Origin of the sequence: Blautia sp. MSJ-9, from assembly GCF_018919065.1 — a bacterium.
Lineage (GTDB): Bacteria > Bacillota > Clostridia > Lachnospirales > Lachnospiraceae > Blautia_A.
Map to the genome: position 1 here is coordinate 113,396 of NZ_JAHLQG010000017.1, position 21,244 is coordinate 134,639.

Annotated in this window: 18 protein-coding genes and 1 pseudogene; 4 read left to right on the forward strand and 15 right to left on the reverse strand. The window is 41.7% G+C overall.

What is annotated here, in order from left to right:
* Window positions 1-64 precede the first annotated feature (64 nt).
* The 8 genes from KQI87_RS04565 to KQI87_RS04600 all read right to left on the reverse strand — a co-directional run bounded on the left by KQI87_RS04565 (window position 65) and on the right by KQI87_RS04600 (window position 11,051).
* A complete protein-coding gene (locus KQI87_RS04565) occupies window positions 65-2,395 on the reverse strand; it encodes a RelA/SpoT family protein (RefSeq protein ID WP_216459078.1) in 2,331 nt (776 codons plus the stop codon).
* A 37-nt stretch (window positions 2,396-2,432) separates the two neighbouring features.
* On the reverse strand, window positions 2,433-2,957 hold the full coding sequence (locus KQI87_RS04570; protein WP_216459079.1) for an adenine phosphoribosyltransferase: 525 nt from the start codon (window positions 2,955-2,957) through the stop codon (window positions 2,433-2,435).
* 129 nt (window positions 2,958-3,086) lie between these two features.
* Entirely contained in the window at window positions 3,087-4,799 is a 1,713-nt protein-coding gene (gene recJ / locus KQI87_RS04575) for a single-stranded-DNA-specific exonuclease RecJ (RefSeq protein WP_216459080.1), read from the reverse strand.
* A gap of 88 nt (window positions 4,800-4,887) precedes the next feature.
* Window positions 4,888-7,296: a protein translocase subunit SecD gene (gene secD / locus KQI87_RS04580; RefSeq protein ID WP_216459081.1), complete on the reverse strand. Its 2,409-nt coding sequence runs from the start codon at window positions 7,294-7,296 to the stop codon at window positions 4,888-4,890.
* 111 nt (window positions 7,297-7,407) lie between these two features.
* Window positions 7,408-8,775 carry a thioether cross-link-forming SCIFF peptide maturase gene (gene scfB, locus KQI87_RS04585; RefSeq protein WP_216459082.1) on the reverse strand — a complete coding sequence of 456 codons (1,368 nt, stop codon included), beginning with the start codon at window positions 8,773-8,775 and terminating at the stop codon, window positions 7,408-7,410.
* 83 nt (window positions 8,776-8,858) lie between these two features.
* Window positions 8,859-8,999: a six-cysteine ranthipeptide SCIFF gene (gene scfA / locus KQI87_RS04590; RefSeq protein ID WP_008703734.1), complete on the reverse strand. Its 141-nt coding sequence runs from the start codon at window positions 8,997-8,999 to the stop codon at window positions 8,859-8,861.
* Window positions 9,000-9,072: 73 nt separating this feature from the next.
* On the reverse strand, window positions 9,073-9,423 hold the full coding sequence (locus tag KQI87_RS04595; protein WP_216459083.1) for a TIGR04086 family membrane protein: 351 nt from the start codon (window positions 9,421-9,423) through the stop codon (window positions 9,073-9,075).
* Window positions 9,424-9,554: 131 nt separating this feature from the next.
* Window positions 9,555-11,051, reverse strand: a complete 1,497-nt coding sequence (locus KQI87_RS04600) for a hypothetical protein (RefSeq protein WP_216459084.1) — start codon at window positions 11,049-11,051, stop codon at window positions 9,555-9,557.
* Window positions 11,052-11,602: 551 nt separating this feature from the next.
* Here KQI87_RS04600 and KQI87_RS04605 point away from each other — a divergent pair.
* Entirely contained in the window at window positions 11,603-12,880 is a 1,278-nt protein-coding gene (locus KQI87_RS04605) for an HlyC/CorC family transporter (RefSeq protein WP_216459085.1), read from the forward strand.
* A gap of 2 nt (window positions 12,881-12,882) precedes the next feature.
* Here the strand turns inward: KQI87_RS04605 and KQI87_RS04610 are convergent, their stop codons facing one another.
* Together KQI87_RS04610 and KQI87_RS04615 are read right to left on the reverse strand one after the other, a co-directional pair.
* Window positions 12,883-13,485 (reverse strand): YdcF family protein, encoded by a 603-nt coding sequence (locus KQI87_RS04610; RefSeq protein ID WP_216459086.1) that lies wholly within the window; start codon window positions 13,483-13,485, stop codon window positions 12,883-12,885.
* Window positions 13,486-13,732: 247 nt separating this feature from the next.
* Window positions 13,733-14,497 (reverse strand): N-acetylmuramoyl-L-alanine amidase, encoded by a 765-nt coding sequence (locus KQI87_RS04615; protein ID WP_216459087.1) that lies wholly within the window; start codon window positions 14,495-14,497, stop codon window positions 13,733-13,735.
* Between the two features lie 153 nt (window positions 14,498-14,650).
* On the opposite strand from KQI87_RS04615, the gene KQI87_RS04620 reads away from it, so the two are divergent.
* The 3 genes from KQI87_RS04620 (at window position 14,651) to KQI87_RS04630 (ending at window position 17,520) form a co-directional block, all read left to right on the forward strand.
* Window positions 14,651-15,715 (forward strand): ABC transporter substrate-binding protein, encoded by a 1,065-nt coding sequence (locus KQI87_RS04620; protein WP_216459088.1) that lies wholly within the window; start codon window positions 14,651-14,653, stop codon window positions 15,713-15,715.
* 90 nt (window positions 15,716-15,805) lie between these two features.
* Window positions 15,806-16,723, forward strand: a complete 918-nt coding sequence (locus tag KQI87_RS04625) for an ABC transporter permease (RefSeq protein ID WP_216459089.1) — start codon at window positions 15,806-15,808, stop codon at window positions 16,721-16,723.
* Window positions 16,724-16,725: 2 nt separating this feature from the next.
* A complete protein-coding gene (locus tag KQI87_RS04630) occupies window positions 16,726-17,520 on the forward strand; it encodes an ABC transporter ATP-binding protein (protein WP_216459090.1) in 795 nt (264 codons plus the stop codon).
* Between the two features lie 90 nt (window positions 17,521-17,610).
* Here KQI87_RS04630 and KQI87_RS16775 read toward each other — a convergent pair whose 3' ends face one another.
* The 5 genes and pseudogenes from KQI87_RS16775 to KQI87_RS04650 form a co-directional block, all read right to left on the reverse strand.
* Window positions 17,611-17,745, reverse strand: a complete 135-nt coding sequence (locus KQI87_RS16775) for a hypothetical protein (protein ID WP_256444806.1) — start codon at window positions 17,743-17,745, stop codon at window positions 17,611-17,613.
* 36 nt (window positions 17,746-17,781) lie between these two features.
* Complete coding sequence (locus KQI87_RS04635) at window positions 17,782-18,729, reverse strand: DUF5688 family protein (protein WP_216459091.1); 948 nt, start codon at window positions 18,727-18,729, stop codon at window positions 17,782-17,784.
* A 175-nt stretch (window positions 18,730-18,904) separates the two neighbouring features.
* A complete protein-coding gene (locus tag KQI87_RS04640; RefSeq protein ID WP_216459092.1) occupies window positions 18,905-19,381 on the reverse strand; it encodes a low molecular weight protein-tyrosine-phosphatase in 477 nt (158 codons plus the stop codon).
* Between the two features lie 215 nt (window positions 19,382-19,596).
* Window positions 19,597-20,811, reverse strand: a pseudogene (locus KQI87_RS04645) (integrase DNA-binding domain-containing protein).
* A gap of 104 nt (window positions 20,812-20,915) precedes the next feature.
* Window positions 20,916-21,137, reverse strand: a complete 222-nt coding sequence (locus KQI87_RS04650) for an excisionase (protein WP_021650362.1) — start codon at window positions 21,135-21,137, stop codon at window positions 20,916-20,918.
* Between the last annotated feature and the right edge of the window lie 107 nt (window positions 21,138-21,244).

A 21,244-nucleotide genomic window follows, 5' to 3' on the forward strand; every position in this document is an offset into this window, starting at 1 on the left:
ATTCCTTTCTATGAGCAGCTGTAACTGTTCAATACTTTCACAGCAACAGGTAGTTTTTCTGTCATCAGCCGGTAGTTCTCTCTACATCAATGATGCTCTCTACCTGACGGATCTTCTCGATCAGGGAACGCAGTTCTTCTTTGCTTCCAATCTCAAAACTCATGGAGATGGTTGCTTTCTCCTGCTTATTTGTACGGCTGTTGATGCTTCGCAGGTCGATCTTACGCTCTGTAAATATCTTGGAAAGGTCAACCAGAAGTCCGGTACGGTTATTTGCATAAACCTGGATCTCAGCCATATATTTCTCTTTTTCCTTGGTATCAGGCTGCTGCCATTCTGCTTCGATCAGTCGGGTTCTGTCTGTCTCGGACATATTCAGCACATTGACGCAGTCTGTACGATGGATAGTAATTCCACGGCCTCTTGTAACAAATCCTACGATCTCATCACCAGGGATTGGATTACAGCACTTGGAGAAACGAACTGCAACATCGTGGATACCTTTTACTACAATACCGCTCTTACTCTTGGCAATATGCAGCTTCTCCTGTGTTTCAGATGCAGCTTCAAGCACCTGCTCGTCTGTCATGGCTTTCTTATTCTCTTTATCATAAGCTTCTACCAGCTTATTGAAGACCTGACCTTCTTTCAGTCCGCCATGACCGATTGCTGCAAGTACGGAATCCCAGTCACGGAATCCGTATTTATTCATAACAGCCTCCAGATACTGAGGCTTATTATAATTTACGATCTTAAATCCTTTGGCACGGGCATACTGCGCAAGCATTTCCTTGCCTTTGAGAATATTGTCTTCTTTTAATTCTTTCTTAAACCACTGGTTGATCTTATTCTTTGCCTGTGTACTCTTGACCAGTTTCAGCCAGTCACGGCTTGGACCCTGAGAGTTCTGAGAAGTGATGATCTCGATACGGTCACCATTTTTGATCTGATACTCAATCGGAACCAGTTTGCCGTTTACACGGGCACCTACCATCTTATTTCCTACAGCACTGTGGACACTGTATGCAAAGTCTACAGGTGTGGAACCACTCGGCAGTGTCTTGACATCTCCCTGTGGAGTAAAGCAGTAAACACTGTCCGCAAAAAGGTCAAGATCATTCTTCAGAAGGCTCATAAACTCTTTATTGTCAGACATATCACGCTGCCATTCCAGAATCTGACGCAGCCAGTTCAGCTTCTCCTCTTCGCTCTTTCCTACAGGAGCTTTGCCATCTGAGGACTCTTTATATTTCCAGTGGGCTGCGATACCATACTCGGCAGTCTTATGCATCTCAAAAGTACGGATCTGAATCTCAAACGGCTGTCCGTTCGGTCCGATCAATGTGGTATGCAGAGACTGATACATGTTTGGTTTCGGCATGGCAATGTAGTCTTTAAATCTTCCAGGGATTGGCTTATACATCTCATGGATAACGCCAAGGGCGGCATAGCAGTCCTTTACAGTATCCACAAGGATACGAACTGCAAACAGGTCATAAATCTGGTCAATGGTCTTGTCCTGATTGACCATCTTTTTATAGATACTGAAGAAATGTTTCACACGTCCGTCTACCTGTGCCTTGATATTGGCATCTTCCATATGTTGCTTGACTTCTTTTACAATGGCACCTACGAACTTCTCTCTGTCACTCTTTCGCAGAGCAACTTTCTCTACCAGATCATAGTAGACATCCGGTTTCAGATATTTCAGTGACAGGTCATCCAGCTCTACTTTGATCTTGGAAATACCGAGACGCATGGCGATCGGAGCATAGATATCCATAGTCTCTCTGGCTTTCTCCTGCTGTTTCTCAGGGCGCATATACTGCAGAGTACGCATATTGTGGAGACGGTCTGCAAGCTTGATCAGAATAACACGGATATCCTTCGCCATGGCAAGGAACATCTTTCTGAGGTTCTCAGCCTGAACTTCTACTTTATCCGCGGAATAAGACAGCTGTCCCAGCTTGGTAACACCATCTACGAGAAGTGCAACCTCTGATCCAAACTCCTTCTCAACTTCCTCATAAGTCATCCAGGTATCCTCAACTGCATCATGAAGAAGACCTGCCACGATTGTTTCCTTGTCAAGTTCCAGATCCGCCAGAATGATCGCCACACACAAAGGATGGATGATATATGGCTCTCCGGACTTTCTCTTCTGTCCTTCATGAGCCTCACTTGCCACCCTGTATGCTTTCTCGATCATGGAGATATCTGTTGACGGATGATACTTCAGGACACTGTTTATCAGTTCTTTATAAAGTACCTCCGGACTTGTAAAATCGTGCATGGTCTTTACTGCGGCATCTGCCCTCTTTACAGATTCCAGTTTCTCTTTCTCAACCTGCATTTCGTCTTTCTTTGCTTCTGTACTCTTAGTCATTTCTGCCATATGCTCCCACCTGCCTGTCCTGCACAATCAGCTGTGCTTATTTACCGTCGTAACAAATTACTGATGATACATCATATCCTTTCAGTCTCTCACGTCCTTTTAATCCTGCAAGTTCCATCAGGAATACAACTTTGACTACTTCACCGCCAAGCTCCTCTACAAGCTTAATTGCAGCTTCGATGGTGCCGCCTGTTGCGATCAGGTCATCAACGATGACTACTTTCTGACCAGGTTTGATAGAATCTTTATGCATCTCGATCTCTGCACTGCCATATTCCAGATCATAGCTTGCAGATACGGTTTCTCTCGGAAGTTTGCCTTTCTTACGGATCGGTACGAATGGTTTATGAAGATTGTATGCGATCGGCACACCAAAGATAAATCCTCTGGACTCTGTTCCTGCAACTACATCCACATCTACATCCTTCAGGCAGTCCTGCATGGAGTCAATTGCCAGCTGCAGTCCATCTGCATCCTGCAGAACGCTTGTAATATCTCTGAAAATAATCCCCGGTTCCGGGAAATCCGGTATACTTACTACGTAATCTTCAATTTTCTTCATTTCGTTTCTCCTCCAGTGCCTTTTATAGTTATTCAATTTAGTCAAATAATCTATTAACTCATAAATATTTTATAGTATATCACCTTTTTATATCAGAATCAAGTTGCTGTTCATATGCGCAAGTCGGTTTTAACAATAGTTCTGAATAATGATCTGCAGACTTTCCCGGCCTCTGAACCGATTAATCTCCGGGTAATAAGTGACAGAAATAGTGTCTTTTTGTCTGATAAAGTTCGCAAAATCTTCTGCTTCTCCAAAATAGATTCCTTCCATAGTAACGCCCTGCGGATCAAGAAGTTTTAACTTCACTACATTCTTATTTTTCCCGATAATACTGCTGTCAAGCACTCTCAGGCCTTTTTGTGCAAAGATCGGCTTGGTATTTCCTTTTCCAAAAGGTTCCAGCAATGAGATCTGTTCTATCAGTTCTTTTGTAATATAAGAAATCGGCATTGGCACATCAATCACGACTTTTGGCCGCAGGTCTTCTTCCGTCAGTGTACAGTTTTCATTTAACTGTCTGCGGAACTTCTCTATATTCTCCTCCTCTATAGAAAGTCCTGCTGCCATCGGATGACCGCCGAACTGCACCATCAGATCTGCACATTTTACCAGTTCCTCGTACATGGAATAGCTTTCTATGGACCTGCCGCTGCCTTTCGCGCTTTTTTCACCTTTTGTCAACACAAAGGCCGGTTTATGATATTTTTCCCTGATCCTTCCGGCTATGATACCCGCAAGACTCTCATGACAGTCCGGAAGATAGACTACCAGCACTCTGTCATTCTTCAGTTCTGTTGTCTCTATCAGCTGGATTGCTTCTTCCTTTCCTTTTTCTGTAAGGGCTTTTCTGCTCTGATTCAAAGCTGTCAGGTCCCCGGCAAGTTTCGCTGCTTCTTCCTTTGTCTGTGCATTCAGAAGTGCAAGGGAACGAGCCGCTGTATCCAGTCTGCCACTGGCATTGATACATGGACCAAGTACAAAGCCGATATGATAAGCTGTGATCCTTGCGTCTTCAAGGGCATTGGCATGGATCAGCTCCTGCAGACCTTTGTTTTTCGTATTTTTAAGACGGCGCAGACCTTCTTTTACCAGGATTCTGTTCTCTCCCTGAAGATCCATGACATCCCCTACTGTTGCAATGGCAGCCAGTTCATAGTAGTCTTCCAGTTCTTTTTGCGGTACGTCGAAACGTTCATAAAGGGCAGTGATATATTTAAAAGCTACCACTGCGCCGCATAAATTCTTATTTGGGTATGGGCAGTCATACTGCTTCGGATTCAGGATCGCATCTGCCGGCGGCAGGATCACTTTACGTTCGCCGTTTTCTTCTCTGTAAGGGATCTCATGGTGGTCTGTGACAATCACTGCCATTCCTTTATCCTTCGCTGTCTGAATCTCTGCAGCGGCAGCAATTCCATTATCGCAGGTTACGATCGTATCTATTCCGTCTGCTTCGGCTCTGTCTATAAGATGTTCATGGATCCCGTATCCGTCAGCTACTCTGTCCGGAATGTAAGTATCCACATCTGCGCCAATCCTTGTCAGACCTTTCAGCAGAATGTATGTAGAGGTCACACCATCAATATCATAATCTCCGATAATACGAATTCTTGCCTGCTGCTGTATTTTTTTCTTCAGGATGTCTACCGCCTTCTCCATATCTTTCATCAGCCAGGGAGATGGGATCTCGTCTACTGTTCCAAGCAGATATTCTCTTATCTTCTCATCTCCGATCACATCTCTGTTTCTGATCAGTCTTGCGATCACCGGATCAATATGAAACTGCTGACCGATCTGGTTAAAGTCGGCTTTCTTCGCAGCCACTACCCATTTTTCCATCTATTTTCTCCTTACTAAAACATCCCGGGGCTGTAACACCCCGGGATAATATCTGTCTGGTCATTTCTCCAGACTATTATGTTTGTTTTTATTCAGCATCATCATTCTGCTGATTCTTTGCAGCTTCTTCTGCTGCCAGACGCTCAGCTACTCTTTTTCTGTTTTTCTTCTTTGGCTGAGTCGGGTCTTTCTGTGATACATCACGGGCTTTTTTCGGCTTGGAAGAAGTTTTTCCGGATGCGGAGGCTGTAGCAATCGCCGGCTGTCCTTTTCCTGTAAATTTCTTCTTCATTACATACCATAATGCACCTGTAATGCATACAGAAGAATATGCACCAACAAGAACACCAACCATCAGAGGTGCTGCAAATTCACGGATAGAAGATACACCCATGATATAAAGAACAGCTACCATAACAAAGGTTGTGAAAGAAGTATAGATACTTCTTGTAAGTGTCTGAGTGATACTTGTATTTACGATCTCTGCCAGATTCTCGCGTGAACCACTCTGCAGATTCTCACGGATACGGTCAAAGATAACGATAGTTGCATTGATTGAGTAACCTACGATTGTAAGCATGCAGGCAATAAATGTGTTACCTACTGATACTCTCGCGATCGCGTAGAATGCAAGTACAACCAGAACGTCATGCAGAAGTGCAAGTACCGCACTGCTTGCAAAACGGATATCTTTGAATCTGAACCAGATGTAAAGAAGCATGCAGATTGTAGCTACGATAACGGCTACGATCGCATCCTGACGCATTTCCTTACTTACTGTAGAAGAAATACTCTCTGTGGAGATTGTGCTGTCATCTACACCGAATTTCTCAACCAGAGCATTCTGAAGTGCTTCACGCTCGCTCTGATTCAGAGAACGTGTCTTGATCACAACCTGATTTGTCCCGACTACTTTTGTAGGCTGAACATTCTTGTCACCTGTGACATCTTCTACAACAGGAGTTACTTCGGAATCAATAGTCTTAATATCCATATCTTCGTTAAATGTAACGGTTGTAGATGTACCGCCTGAGAACTCAAGGCTATAGTTTAATGCTTTATTTCCAGCATGTGAGTTGGCAAACATTGCTATCGGTCCGCAAAGGATCAGGATAATGGAAACAATAAAGAATACTTTCTTCTTTCCAAGGAAATCCACTGGTTTACGTTCTTTTGTAGATCCGTAGAATTTCGGATCACGTACGCCAACTGCATAAAGGGCATTTACAACAAATCTGGATACAACCAGTGCTGTAAACATGGAGATTACGATACCAAGGGCAAGTGTATAAGCAAATCCCTTAACAGTACCGGATCCAAGCCACATCAGTACAAAGGATGCGATCAGGGTTGTAATATTTCCATCGAAGATTGCGGAGAAAGCTTTGCTGAAACCGGACTTGATGGAATTTCTTACAGATACGCCTGCACCGATTTCTTCACGGATACGTGCATAAATAATAACGTTGGCATCTACCGCCATACCAATACCAAGGATAATACCTGCGATACCCGGCAGGGTAAGAGTAATATCAAAGGCATTCAGAGTAATCAGCATTAATGATGTATAAAGGATCAGTGCAACACCAGCAACTACACCAGGTACACGGTATACAATGATCATGAAGATAATAACAATGATCAGACCGATCGCGCCTGCAAGAACACTTGTAGAGATTGCTTCCTCACCAAGCTGTGCAGCTACAACACTGGAACGAAGTTCTTCCAGTTCAAGTCCCAGAGAACCGATACGGATATAAGAAGCAAGGTTCTGCGCTTCCTCCAGGTCAGACATTCCGCTGATCTGTGCTTTTCCACCGGAGATCTCTTCATTTACGTTCGGAGCACTGATGATGTTATTATCATATACGATAGCGATCTGCTTGCCCACATTGTTCTTTGTAGCTTCTGCAAATTTCTCTTTACCGCTGTTGTCTCCGTCAGAAGTAAGTGTAAGGCTTACAACGTATTCCTTTGCGCTTGTGCTCTGATTCTGGATGGCACCCCCCTGTGCATCTGCCACATCAGAACCTTCCAGAACAACACTTCCGGATTCTTTGATCTCATCCATACTTCTGGAGAGAACATATCCGTCCTGTCCTGTAGTAAAGTTCTGGTTTCCGTCAGCATCTTCTTTTGTGATGAAATACAGGGAACCTGGTTTACCCAGATCATTCAGAATAGTATCTGCATCTGTAACACCAGGGATTTCAACTGTAATACGGTCTGATCCTTCCTGGTATACCTGAGCCTCTGTACTGTACTGCTCTACACGCTTTTGGAGCTTGTAGATCGTATCTGACATCTCTTCGCTTGTCGGATTGCTCTCCTTGGCCTGGTAGGTAATGCTGACACCACCGGCAAGATCAAGACCTGTGTTGATATGTTTTGCTGCACCGGTTCCGGTAGGACCGATACCTACGGCTGCAGTAAAGCAAAAGAACACAGTCAGGATCAGTGTCAGAAGCAGCACTACGATTCCTTTACTTTTTTTCATAGTTCTTTTCCCTTCTTGATTTTTTGTCCGCGGTCATGTTCATCCGCCTGCCAGCCATTTTCTGTTATGATAACAGCCGACGGCGGTATCAGTCAGACAGAATTCTGTCCACTAATCACATGCCAGTGCGGCTTTTATCATGATAGCGCACTCCACACGTTTTCTCTGGAGCTCGCATCCGATTTCATAATTGCCTTTGATATCTCCCTGGAAATGGAATGCATTTGCTGCACATCCACCGCTGCAGTAGAAACGCGCGAAGCAGTCCTTGCAGTCTTTCTTTGTGTAAACGTTGCATCCGCCGAATTCCTTCTGGATCTCCGGTTTTGTGATACCTTCGTCTACATTTCCCATGAGATACTGTTCTTCACCAACGAACTGGTGACATGGGTAAAAATCACCCCAAGGTGTTACAGCCAGGTACTCTGTTCCTGAGCCACAGCCTGACAGTCTCTTGTATACGCAAGGACCGCCTGTAAGGTCGATCATAAAGTGGAAGAAGTTAAATCCTTTTCCTTCTTTCTCTCTCTTGATCATTTCTTTTGCAAGAGTATCATATTCTTCCATGATCTGTGGGATATCCTCCTCACGGATCGCATATTCCTCTGTGTCAGCCGCAACTACAGGCTCTACAGAGATCTGTTTGAATCCAAGATCTGCCAGATGAAGCACATCCTTGGAGAAATCAAGATTATGATGAGTAAAAGTACCTCTTACATAATACTTGTCCTGATTTCTGGAGTCCGCAAACTTCTGGAACTTCGGCATGATCAGATCATAGCTTCCCGCACCTTTTCTGAATGGACGCATGTAATCGTGTACTTCCTTACGTCCGTCTACGCTGAGTACAACGTTGCCCATCTCTTTGTTGCAGAATTCCATTACTTCATCATTCAGGAGAACTCCGTTTGTTGTTAAAGTGAAACGGAACTTCTTATTATGAAGCTTCTCCTGCTCTCTGCCGTATTTGACCAGATCTTTTACAACTTTCCAGTTCATCAGCGGCTCTCCGCCAAAGAAGTCTACTTCCAGATTTCTTCTGGACCCGGAATTGGCGATCAGGAAATCCAACGCTTTCTTGCCGACTTCGTAGGACATCAGGGCTCTTCTGCCGTGATATTCGCCTTCTTCGGCAAAACAATAGCGGCAGGCCAGATTGCAGTCATGCGCAATGTGCAGGCACAATGCTTTTACAACGGTCTGCCGGTTGTTTGAAAATTCTTCAATTACATTCTCATAAACATCTTTTGTAAAAAGCATTCCATCTTTTTTCAGCTTATTACATTCTTTTACAGATGTTTCGATATCTTCTTTCTTATATTTGTTTCCCAGTTTCTCTGCAATGGCTTCTGCGTCAAGGCCCTCTTCCAGATACGGAAGAACCTCATATGTAACCTCATCTACCAGATGGATGCATCCACTGTTGATATCAAGCACGATATTGAAGCCGTTGCTTTTGTAACGGTGAATCAGACTCATTTTAACTAAAATCCTTTCTAAGCGTAAGATAAGCAGCGGAGCACACTCACTCCGCTGCTTATCTCATTTCTCCATAGCTGATCTTATTTCTGCTCGCAGCTCTGGTTTCCTACTGTACAGGAAGTCTTACATGCGGACTGGCAGGAAGTCTGGCACTCGCCACATCCACCTTTCTTTACTGTGTTCTGTAAGTTCTTTGTATTCAGGGTTTTGATATGTTCCATAACTCTATCCTCCTTATGTAATTATATTCTTGGCATAGTATATCATATATTTTTTAATTTTGAAAGCTTTTTTTTACGACAGCATTCCCCCAAGGGTTCCGCCGCCTGCGCACATGAAAAATGTGGTGACTGCATGAGCCATACTCATGTCCCACCGGCCCTTTACTGCAAAAGAAACTGCCAGCAATAATACATAGTAGGTCAGTCCTGTAGCAACACCCCACAGATATTTATCTCTGTGCATGATCCTGCCCGCCATAAAGCCTCCCATAAAACACGCAAGTACATAAACCACAATGATTCCCGCATCTACCGCTGTTTCACCAAGATCAAAAGTGAACAGAAGAAATGCCAGGAGCAACAGTGCAACACCAGTTAATGCATATGCAAATAATAATGACTTTAAAACCACTCTGACTTTCATATACTTCCCTCCTGTTAAACTATATGGAAAGAAAATATGTGTTATTCACGTTTTTTATTTTATTACTTCATTGCCGTTATTTTGCATTCATCTCATGATATATTTTATTGTACCTTTTCTTCAGCAATGCCTTATTTCTTTTTCTTCTTAATAAATACAACCACACCAATGATCACTGCCGCAGCTGCCACAAGGATTACAAATGGAAGAATAGTAGTTGTATCCCCAGTATTTACTGCATTGTTATTCTTTGTAGTCTCATTTGCTGCTGTATTGTCGGTCTGTGAAGAAGAAGCATTGCTGCTGTTATCTGAATCATCATTCACAGATACTGTCCCTGTACTTTCTGAATTAGAAGACTGTTCCTGTGCAGATGTAGAATTTGCCGCTGATGTCGGTGTAGGTGTCACTGTCTCAGAATCGGAAGCGTCAGTATCCTCTCCTCCATCAGGGCCTACCAGCTGTCTGCTTCCCGCAATACCAAATGGGCTAAAGGAATGTGTACTGAATACCATGATATTATCGTCTACACTTGGAATAATCGTTTCAGTTGCTCCATTATCCAGCAAATGTTCGATCGTATACTGATATCCTGATTTTACCGGGACAGTTACACTGATATACTCTCCACTTGGAATCTCATATTCTGTATCATTCTGCAGATCCCAGAGTTCAAATTCATAAGACTGAAAGATCATTGCGTCTGATTCATTGGTAAACTGATAGCTGTCTCCGCTGGATACTCTGAACTGAACATACCAAGGAAGATTAATACCGCTTACTGTAATTCCATCACAGGTATGGTTAACTTCAGCTCTTGCCTCTTTCTCTTCCTCTGAAAGATCATCCTCTGCATCAGTCGGGCGGTCATCTTTCTCATCTGGCAGTACCGGATTGTCAAAAATATTGTCATCTCCGCTGTTCTTATCATCTGAAGTATCTTCCGTATTATCTTTATCCTGCTCAGGATCCTCCACAGGTTCTAATTTACCTGTAACTTCTTCATCTGAAGAATCTTTATCATTCTTAGTTTCGTCTTTGGTGTCACCTGTTTCCTCTTTGCTATTGTCTTTATTCTCTTTCTCGTCCGCACTTTTCTTATCGTTTTCGATATCTTTATTCTCTTTATCCTCTTTCTCAGCAGCAGGAGTTTCTGACGGTGTTTCTGTAATCTCAGGATCCTCTGACGGAGCTTCTGCATCATCAGTCTTCTCTTTGTCTGCGTCATCACTGCCATTTACTACCACATTGATATATCCGACCACAGCTCCTGCCTCCGGATTCCATCCATCTACATGACTTAAATCCTGTCCCTCTCCTGGAATGAGAAGTACTTCGCATGCCTGTACTCTCTCCGTCGGAACAAAACTTCCATCTGCCCATTCAAGAGTCCCATACTCAGTTATAGGAAGACTGACATTTGCAAGTTCTGTCGGCTGGTCAATTGTGATATTATCCGGTATTACTGTACCTGATGTACTCTCCTGTGCTTCTGCTGCACTGACAGGTTCTGTGACAACCGGCACATTTCCTCCGATCAGTGTTGCTGTTAAAGCTGCTGCCGCCAGAATTCCCATTTTCTTTCCTGTTAATTTATTCTTATTTATTTTAATTGTATTATTAGACATCTCGCACCTCTGTTTACATTTATCCTTTATGTTCAACTGTATATTTTCATCTATCATTTTCAAATATTACCTTCAAAACCAGCCCGAAATTTATAAATTTTCTATTCCCGGCTATAACTTTAATTCTTTATCGCATAAGGTCAGGATTCAATAACTTTCTATTCCCGACCAATTTCTAAGGATTGCTCTGCCATAAATCAGTTTTCGCACTCCTTATATTATGTGACATGATAATATCGCATATTTGTATATTATCAAACTTTTATTATTTTGTAAATATTCTGTAATAGTTTTTTTGAATTTAACCGAATGAATTATAACACAACTTTTACTTTTTCAACACCCCTTCCTTTAAATTTTTTTACATTTTCTGGTATTATTACTGTTCATATTCTACCAGACAACATGCTTTACAATTCCTTAAAACAGGAGTCTGCCTGTAACTTTTTCTTTTCTTGCTTTTTTTCCAGAAATCATGTATATTTTCTTTAAACATTTTTGAAAGAATCCATCAATAAGATATCATTAACAGGTAAAGGAGTGAACAAATATTGAATTCAGGTATCATTTTTCAAGCGGTAGCAATTGTAATACTGATTGCTCTTTCTTCCTTTTTTTCTTCTGCGGAAACCGCTATGACAACTGTAAATAAAATCCGCATACAGTCTCTTTCCGAGCAGGGAGACAAACGGGCCATTATTTTGGAAAAAGTAATTTCAGACGCACCGAAGATGCTCAGTGCTGTTTTAATTGGAAACAACATTGTAAATATGTCCGTTTCTTCTCTTATGACCACACTTACCATAAAAGTTCTTGGCAATGCTTATGTTGGAATTGCAACCGGTATCCTGACCTTGCTGATTTTGATCTTCGGTGAAATCACCCCTAAGAACATGGCAACCATCCATGCCGAAAAGCTTTCTCTTGCTTATGCCAGAATCATCTACGGACTTATGTTTATTCTTACTCCGGTAGTATTTATCGTAAATAAAATTACAGCAGGAGTGCTGATCCTTTTCCATGTTGACCCGAATGCAAAGACAAATGCCATGACCGAACATGAACTACGAACTCTTGTTAATGTAGGTGAAAAAGATGGTATTATCGAAAACGAAGAAAAACAGATGATCTATAATGTATTCGATTTCGGTGATTCCACTGCAAAAGATGTTATGATTCCGCGAATTGATATGACATTTGTAGATATCAACTGTATCTATGATGAACTTATGGCTATTTTCAGCGAGGATATGCATACCCGTTTCCCGGTCTATGAAGATAATACAGATAACGTAATCGGTATTATTAATATGAAGGATCTCCTCATTTATCCAAAAGAAAAGCCATTTGCGATCCGCAACATTCTACGTGAACCATACTTCACTTATGAATACAAAGCTACCGCAGATCTGATGATCGAAATGCGTAAGGCATCCGTCAATCTGGCGATCGTCCTTGACGAATACGGTGCTACTGCCGGTCTGGTCACATTGGAAGACTTGCTTGAAGAGATCGTTGGTGAAATCCGTGATGAATATGACGAGAATGAAGTCGAAGATATCAAAGAAATCCAGCCAGGCAGAGAATATGCCGTACAGGGTTCTGCCAAACTGGATGACATTAATGATGCCCTCCACATTCACCTGGAATCCGAGGATTACGACTCTATCGGCGGATACATTATCGAACAGCTTGACTGTCTGCCAAAAGATGGTCAGTCCGTCACTCTGGAAAGTGGCATCCGTTTAGTCGTTGACCGTATTGACAAGAACCGAATCGAACTTGTCCATATCTGGCTTCCTGAAAAAGAGCCGGAAACCGAAGAATAACTTTAGTCTCTCTCCAGCATCAGTGAAAACTGTTTCACGATTCTGGAGAGTTCTCCTGTAACCGCATCAATTCCTTCTTCATTCTCTCTCCAGTTATCTCTGGTAATCCCATCGGCATCTACGGACACAACATAGAATTCTGTATCAGGATACAGAAGCTCATAATACATCAGACATCTTCTTGCATGATAAGATTTACAGCACAAAATTGCCTTTCTAATCTCTAGTCCTGCCTGATCCGTCACCTGTCTGGAATAGATTGCATTCTCATAAGTAAAAGTTGCATGATCTTCCTGCAGGATTTTCTTCTCCGGTACTCCACTCTTTATAAGAACATCTTTTAGAAATTCCCACTCTGTCTCATAGTTTCCATTATAAATATCACATTTCTTTAATACACCGGAAAAATTCCCATTTACCACGCTATATCTTCCACTTGGCAAAACCCAATCCGCCAGTCCGGCTCTGTAAAGTTCTGCCGCCTGCTCTGCCATCTGCGGATAGCCATTCCCGGGGACAAAAATAATATCTGATTTCTCCGGTTTATTTTCTACAAAAACAAAATCTTCAGCGTTTTTTAAAAAATTCATATATGCATTGTTCATTGTTTTACCTCTTTTTCTGTCTGTACCGTAAAGATAAATATCCCTTTTACTGCTTTGCAGCTGATTTAAGTCAAGCGGATAAAATCATCCTCCTCGCTACTTGCTCATAACTAAAGCTGCTCCGCAGTTTTGGTTAAATTATATCATAACTCCTTTTTGTAATGCAGTTTTTTGCCTGAATATGCAAAAAAATTTATCTCTCCTTTGGTCTCAAACGGATATTAGCAGCTTACCTGATCCGCCTAAATTATTTCGTTACAATAATCGTACTATATCCATCATCTCTGAGTCTCTGCTCCATATTTACTGCATTATTAATCTGTTGATAAGCCCCTGTCTGCACTTTATATAACCCATCTTCATGTAAAAGAAATGACGGATAACCTTTTTCCAACAATTCATACAGCATACGGTCTGCATTCTCTCTCTTTCTAAATACACCTGTCTGTACTCTATAATAAAGTGGTTCTTCTACTGTCTCTTTATCCAACGTTCCCAGAATTGCATCTGCAATTCCCTGTGCAATCTCATTAAATTTCTCATTAAACAGTTTATTATCGTCATCCGAATTAATAAATCCTGTTTCGATCAAAAGTGCAGGCATTCTGGTTCGCCTGAGAACTACAAGTCCCGGGCGTTCTTTCACACCAATTTCCCGAAAGCCCACTTCACCCAAAGCCCCCAGAATATTCTCCGCCATCTGATATTTAATACCGCTTTTATCATATATCAGCACTTCTGCACCGTTATACTGATTATCTTTTGGACTACTATTTCGATGAAATGAAATAAAATAATCCACACCTGCCTGATTTGCAAGCTGTGCTTTCTCAAATGGTGTCTGATAAATGTCTGTAGTTCGTGTATAAGAAACATCGATTCCATTGTTCTTTAAGATTTCTCCTACAGCAAGTGCAAGCCTGAGATTGTCGTTTTTTTCCTGTCTTCCTTTATATACAGCACCCGGATCCTGGCCTCCATGACCTGCATCCAGCATGATCGAATATGCCATAATGACACTCTGCCTTTATTCACTTCCTCTGTATACTATATGTAAGAGAAATATTATTGTGCAATCCGCTTGACTTTTAGGCATTAAAGCGTTATACTTTAAACCATTAAAGCCATTTGGTATAAAAATTATTTATCAGGAGGATATATAAATATGAAAAGAAAAGCATTAGCAATTACTCTTGCAGCAGTTATGGCAATGGGAACATGCGCAGTAACAGCAAGTGCTGCTGACGGAGATACATATACGATCGGTATCTGCCAGCTTGTACAGCATGTAGCTCTTGACGCTGCAACACAGGGCTTCAAAGATGAAGTTACCAAAGAACTTGGTGAAGACGCAGTTACATTTGATGAGCAGAACGCACAAGGCGATTCCAACACCTGTTCTACAATCGTTAACAGCTTTGTTTCCAACAATGTCGACCTGATCCTTGCGAACGCAACTCCGGCTCTTCAGGCTGCAGCAGCCGGAACAAGCGATATCCCGATTCTTGGAACATCTGTTACAGAATACGGTGTTGCGCTTGGACTTGATGATTTCGGCGGAACTGTAGGTGGAAATATTTCCGGAACAGCAGACCTTGCACCACTTGATGAGCAGGCTGCAATGCTTAACGAACTCTTCCCGGATGCAAAAAATGTCGGACTGCTCTACTGCTCCGCAGAGGCAAACTCCCAGTATCAGGTAGATACAGTAAAAGCTGCTCTCGAAGAACTCGGATACACATGTGAATATTACGCATTCTCTGATTCCAATGATCTTTCTTCTGTTGTTACAACAGCTGCAGATGCAAGTGATGTTATCTATGTACCTACAGACAACACTGTTGCATCTAACACAGAGATCATCAACAATATCTGCCTTCCGGCAAAAGTTCCGGTAATCGCAGGTGAAGAAGGTATCTGCAGCGGATGCGGTGTTGCAACACTTTCCATCAGCTACTATGACCTTGGCGTTACAACCGGTAAGATGGCTGTTAAGATCTTAAAAGACGGCGAGGATATCTCTACAATGCCAGTTGAATACGCACCGAATTTCACAAAAGAATACAACAAAGATATCTGTGAAGAACTCGGCATCACTGTTCCGGACGATTATGTAGCGATCGGAGAAGCTGCTGATGACACAGAAGAAGCATCTGATGACGCAGACGCAGCAGACGAATCCGCTGATGAAACTGCAGAAGATGATGCTGCTGAAGATGCTGCTGAATAATTCTGAACAAAAATTTAACTTATATACGATCAGCGGGAAAGGCATTTATGTCTCTCTCGCTTTTCGCATCTCAACAGGAGGAAATTACAAATGCAAATTATGACATTAATCGCTGCACTTCCGGGTGCAGTCGCACAGGGTCTGATCTGGGGAATCATGGCAATCGGTGTTTATCTTACATTCCGTATTCTCGACATCGCAGACCTTACCGTTGACGGTACAATGTGTACCGGCGGTGCAGTATGTATTATGATGATGCTCTCCGGACACAACGTCTGGATTTCTATGCTGGCAGCTACCCTCGCCGGAATGCTTGCCGGTCTTGTAACCGGAATTTTCCATACATTTATGGGAATCCCTGCAATCCTTGCCGGAATCCTGACCCAGCTGTCTCTGTATTCCGTCAATTTGAAGATTATGGGAAAGGCCAATCAGGCCATCAATGTTGATAAATATAATCTTCTGGTTTCCCTGCGTCATATTAAAAATACATCCCTTTCCAAGAACACCATCTTTATCGTAGCAGTTATGTGCATCGTATTGATCGCCATTCTGTACTGGTTCTTCGGAACAGAGCTTGGATGTTCTCTCCGTGCAACTGGATGTAACCCAAATATGTCCCGCGCACAGGGTATCAACACCAACATGAATAAAGTTCTCGGACTTATGATCTCCAATGGTCTGGTAGGACTTTCCAGTGCACTCCTTGCACAGTATCAGGGATTCGCAGACGTCAACATGGGACGTGGTTCTATCGTTATCGGTCTGGCTGCTGTTATTATCGGTGAAGCAATCTTCGGTCGTATTTTCCGCAACTTTGCTCTTCGCCTGACAGCTGTTATCCTTGGTTCCATCCTGTACTATCTGGTACTTCAGGTCGTTATCTGGATGGGTATTGACACAGACCTGCTGAAAATGCTGTCTGCGATCGTGGTTGCCCTCTTCCTCGCATTCCCATACTGGAAAGGCAAATACTTCAACAAACCAGTAAAAAGGGGAGGTAAATAATCATGCTGGAGCTTAAAAATATCTATAAAACTTTTAATCCGGGTACTATCAATGAGAAACGTGCCCTAAACGGACTGAACCTGAAGCTGAATGAGGGCGATTTCGTAACAGTTATCGGTGGAAATGGTGCCGGTAAATCTACTATGTTAAATGCAGTTGCAGGAACTTGGCCAGTTGATGAAGGTCAGATTCTTATCGATAACATTGATGTCACCAAGCTTTCCGAACATAAACGTGCCGCTTATCTTGGTCGTGTATTCCAGGATCCGATGACAGGAACTGCCGGTACCATGGGTATTGAAGAAAACCTTGCCCTTGCCAAACGTCGTGGAAAATCCCGTCTTCTTCGTCCGGGAATCACAAAAGCAGAACGAGAAGAATACAGAGAATTGTTAAAAATCCTCGGACTTGGTCTGGAAGACAGACTTACTTCTAAAGTAGGTCTCCTCTCCGGTGGTCAGAGACAGGCGCTTACCCTTCTCATGGCAACTCTTCAGAAACCCAAACTGCTGCTTCTGGATGAGCATACTGCTGCCCTCGATCCTAAGACAGCAGCAAAGGTTCTCGAGATTACTGATATGATCGTAAACCGTGACCATCTCACAACTCTGATGATCACCCACAACATGAAAGACGCTATTGCACACGGTAACCGCCTGATCATGATGATGGAAGGTAAAATTATTCTGGATATTCAGGGCGAAGAAAAGAAGAAACTGACTGTCAAAGATCTTCTCGATCAGTTTGAACGCGCCAGCGGAGAAGAGTTCAGTAATGACTCTGCACTGCTTGGATAATTACCAAAAATATTATTAAAACATTTCTTTTATATGAGAGTACTCTTTAGTGGAGTGCTCTCATTTTTCAGATTTTAAAGTACTTTTTTATCAGGCTAATGTACCAACCAGTTGATTTTTGAACAATCTCACATCTAAATTTCTTGTTTCTGTGTTGTTGTCGGTTACCGCAGCCGTTGCGTCTCTTTCCAACTTGTCTGCGTACTGGTTTTCTGCTGTTTTCATAAATATCGGTTTTCTTTTTATATTTTATGATTACTTTTATTCTTCATCATCCAACGAAGTTACGCAAATGAATTTATGTGTTTCCCGATTATACTGATAAATTCTCGATGTCAGATAATCTTCCTTAGGCGTTGCCTCCTTAATCGTATCTTGCAGAACACACTGCAGATCTTCAGGTTCCACAAATCTATCATTGTGGATCATTACCTCATGTACACTAGTAAATACCATATAGAAATCCGAATCCAGCATATACGCCAATTGCTCTGCCACTCCCGGCAGGAACACTGCAACCGCTCCGTTCGTCTTCTTAGTAGTACTCAGGCAGTTTCCCATTGCATCCTTCTTCAGTTCACATTTATCTCCCAGATTCATGAAGCTTTCCCCTTCATACTCCGGATTAAAAATCATCTGTTCCCATCTGTAGATTCTCGGCGGACTCATAAAATAGGTATTAAGAAGAGCCTCTTTAAATACCTCGTCGCAGTCTTTTCCCCACTGTTCCAGCATTCCCAGGCGAATTTTCGTACTTGTCACACATCCCTCATATTCTGTAACTTTCATATAAAGAACCAACGCAATATCGCCCAGAGTCTTATAAACTGCATCCTGCAGATCTGCTTTATACTTATTTGCATTTAACAATCGAATAAACAGACGTGGTTTCGTTTTCTCGTAATCTTTGATCACCCTTGTCTTCTCATAAATATCTGCTTTCTTGATTCGTTTCAGATCATCCGTAATTTCGGTCATAATCTCTTCAAAAGAAGTGCCACTCTGGTAAGAATTAAAAAGTTCCTGGGTATAAAGTCCACAGACTTCCCATGCATCATCATGTTCAGCAAACTTCACCAGCAGTCTGTCCCCTACAGGCGCAAACCTCCCGCCTTCTTTCTCAAAAGAAATATTCTCTCTTGGAATTCCTGTAGCCTCATAAATACCAATCTCCAGTTTCTCTACGAATGTTTCATAGTCTTTCTGCATATTCAGTTTCCTTTCTTTACTTTGAAAATAATGCGGGCAGGATGCCCTTGATTTGAATGTTGACTCCCTTTCGGGAAAAAGAAATAAGGGAGCGAAAGCCCCCTTAAGAGTCGCTGTAGACATAGTATAGAATAGTCCCAGCTATTTGTAAAGTAAATTTCATCGACAAAACATTTTACAGTTTCTTTCTATCTTTCAGATATTTCAGAAAAGCCTCACAGCCCTCCACTACGTCTGAATATGTGACATCAAATCCACCTGTATACCACGGGTCTGCGATATCTCTTGGATGATCACTATAATCCAGCAGGAGCTTTACTTTTCCTTCCGGATCAGATTTCAATATTCTCAGCATATTCTTCAAATTCCAGTGATCCATGCCAAGAATATAATCGTACTTATCATAATCTGCCTTCGTCAGCTGCACCGCACGTTTGCCCTTACAACCGATTCCATGCTTCGCCAGCTCCTCTCTCGCCGGCGGATATACCGGATTCCCAATTCCATTCCAGATTTCCTCGGTGCTGGTTGCAGCAGATGCGATATAAAACCTGTCTGAAAGACCTTGTTTAGAAACCATATCTTTAAAAATGAATTCTGCCATTGGTGAGCGGCAGATATTGCCGTGGCAGACAAATAGCACACTTATCATTGCTTAAAACTCCTTGAAATGCTGTATTTACGCTGTTTACAGGCATTTTCCGATAATCTTCAATCCTGTCATTTTCCTGTATATCACAGCATAAATTCGTATATTTTCTTATCCAAATTTAGTAACTTCTTAGTAATAACCAGCCTGGAAAACAGGCTTTCTAAGAACCTTATAATCAGATTATTTTTAATTCTTTTTTCTATTATTTTATCATACTATGCCAGTTTTGCAATCCTATTCATCTCTTCTTTTGCATCAATTAATCCCAGATGCGTATATACATTTAACGTAACCCCTATATCAGAATGTCCCATTAAATATTGGAGTGCTTTCGGATTCATTCCAGCTTTCGCCATATTGGAACAATATGTATGCCTGCATACATGAGGCGTGATCTTTGGCATTTGTTCCTCATGAGTACGATTATACTTTCCTAACGCCCACTGAAAATGTTTTTCCCAATGGAGTGCTACCTCAGGCATATCTTTTTTATCCAGGAATAAAAATCGACTATATCCATCTATAATCGGCTCAACCCTTACTTTTTTACGGTTTTTCACAATCTGTTCAAAACATTCATAAACTTCATCTGTCATCGGTAACATTCGTGTTCCACTTGAAGTTTTGGTATCTTCAATGACGTACTGCATTCCTCTGGTTCTCTGAAGCTGATGATTCACATTGATTTTTCTCTCCTGAAGATCAATATCTTTCACTGTCAATCCACAAAACTCAGAAATACGAAGTCCAGTCTTAAACAAAATAAACATTCCATTATAGTATTTTGAGTAATGGTCATCATTTCGGATAAACTCCAGAAATAACTCTTCCTGTTCTTTTGTAATTGCCTGTCTTGTAACACTGTCATTTACGACAACTGTACATAATTGAAATTCAAAAGGATTCTTGCGCAGTAAATCATCTTCAACTGCCATCTGAAATGCAGGTCTTACAATTCCACGCACACTGTGAATGGAACTGTATCCTCTTCCATCTGCTTGCAGCTTAATAAACCATGCTTTTGCATCCGACAATTTTATTTTATCTATTCTTCTGGTTCCGAATTCTTCTTTTTTTATTATATTGATTACAAAATCATAGTTCGCCTAAGTGTTATGACGAACCCCCTTTTTTTGTCCAATATATTTTTGAACCAAATCCAAAACTGTTAAATTTCCTCCGTAAGGTACTATACCATCATGTAAATCTCTTTGGATATTTTTTTCTTTTTCCCTTAGAGCTAAGCATGGTCTGCATCCAGTTGGCAGAGAATCTGTTGGCTCTAATTTCCAACTATACAAAAACTTCTGCTTTCCATAACAATCTGTATATACAAACGCATATCTTCCATCTTTTCTCTGACTTTCTCCGTTTCGTAAAATTCGACCTTTTTTATCTCGTCGTTTTTGGTCACGTTTTGTTTTACCCAAACGTCTTCGCCCCTTTCTACGAAGAAGCTCTAGCACGATATAGGTATTATATCATACCAGGGCTAACATTTCCACTTTAAAGCGCTAAATTGTTCGTATATTTTTTACAAAGACGTAGTCTGATCCAGAAAGGCCTCAAATTTCTTACGGTTAATCAATGACTTACACCCCACCTGGACTGTAAAGCAACATTCTGAATTTAGATGTTCCGAAATAAGCATCCTTATTTTCTTTTCACCTATTCCAAAATATTGCACTGCTTCATCCACCGTAAGCATATATTTTTCCCAAATTGGAATCTTACCTTTTTCAATTTTAATCGCCACTCTTCTCTCCTCCTTTTCTCTTTGGACAAAACATTTTTATCTGCCCATGACAATTTACAATTTTATACACTGTCATCGGCAGATAAAATTACAATACAGGTGGCAGT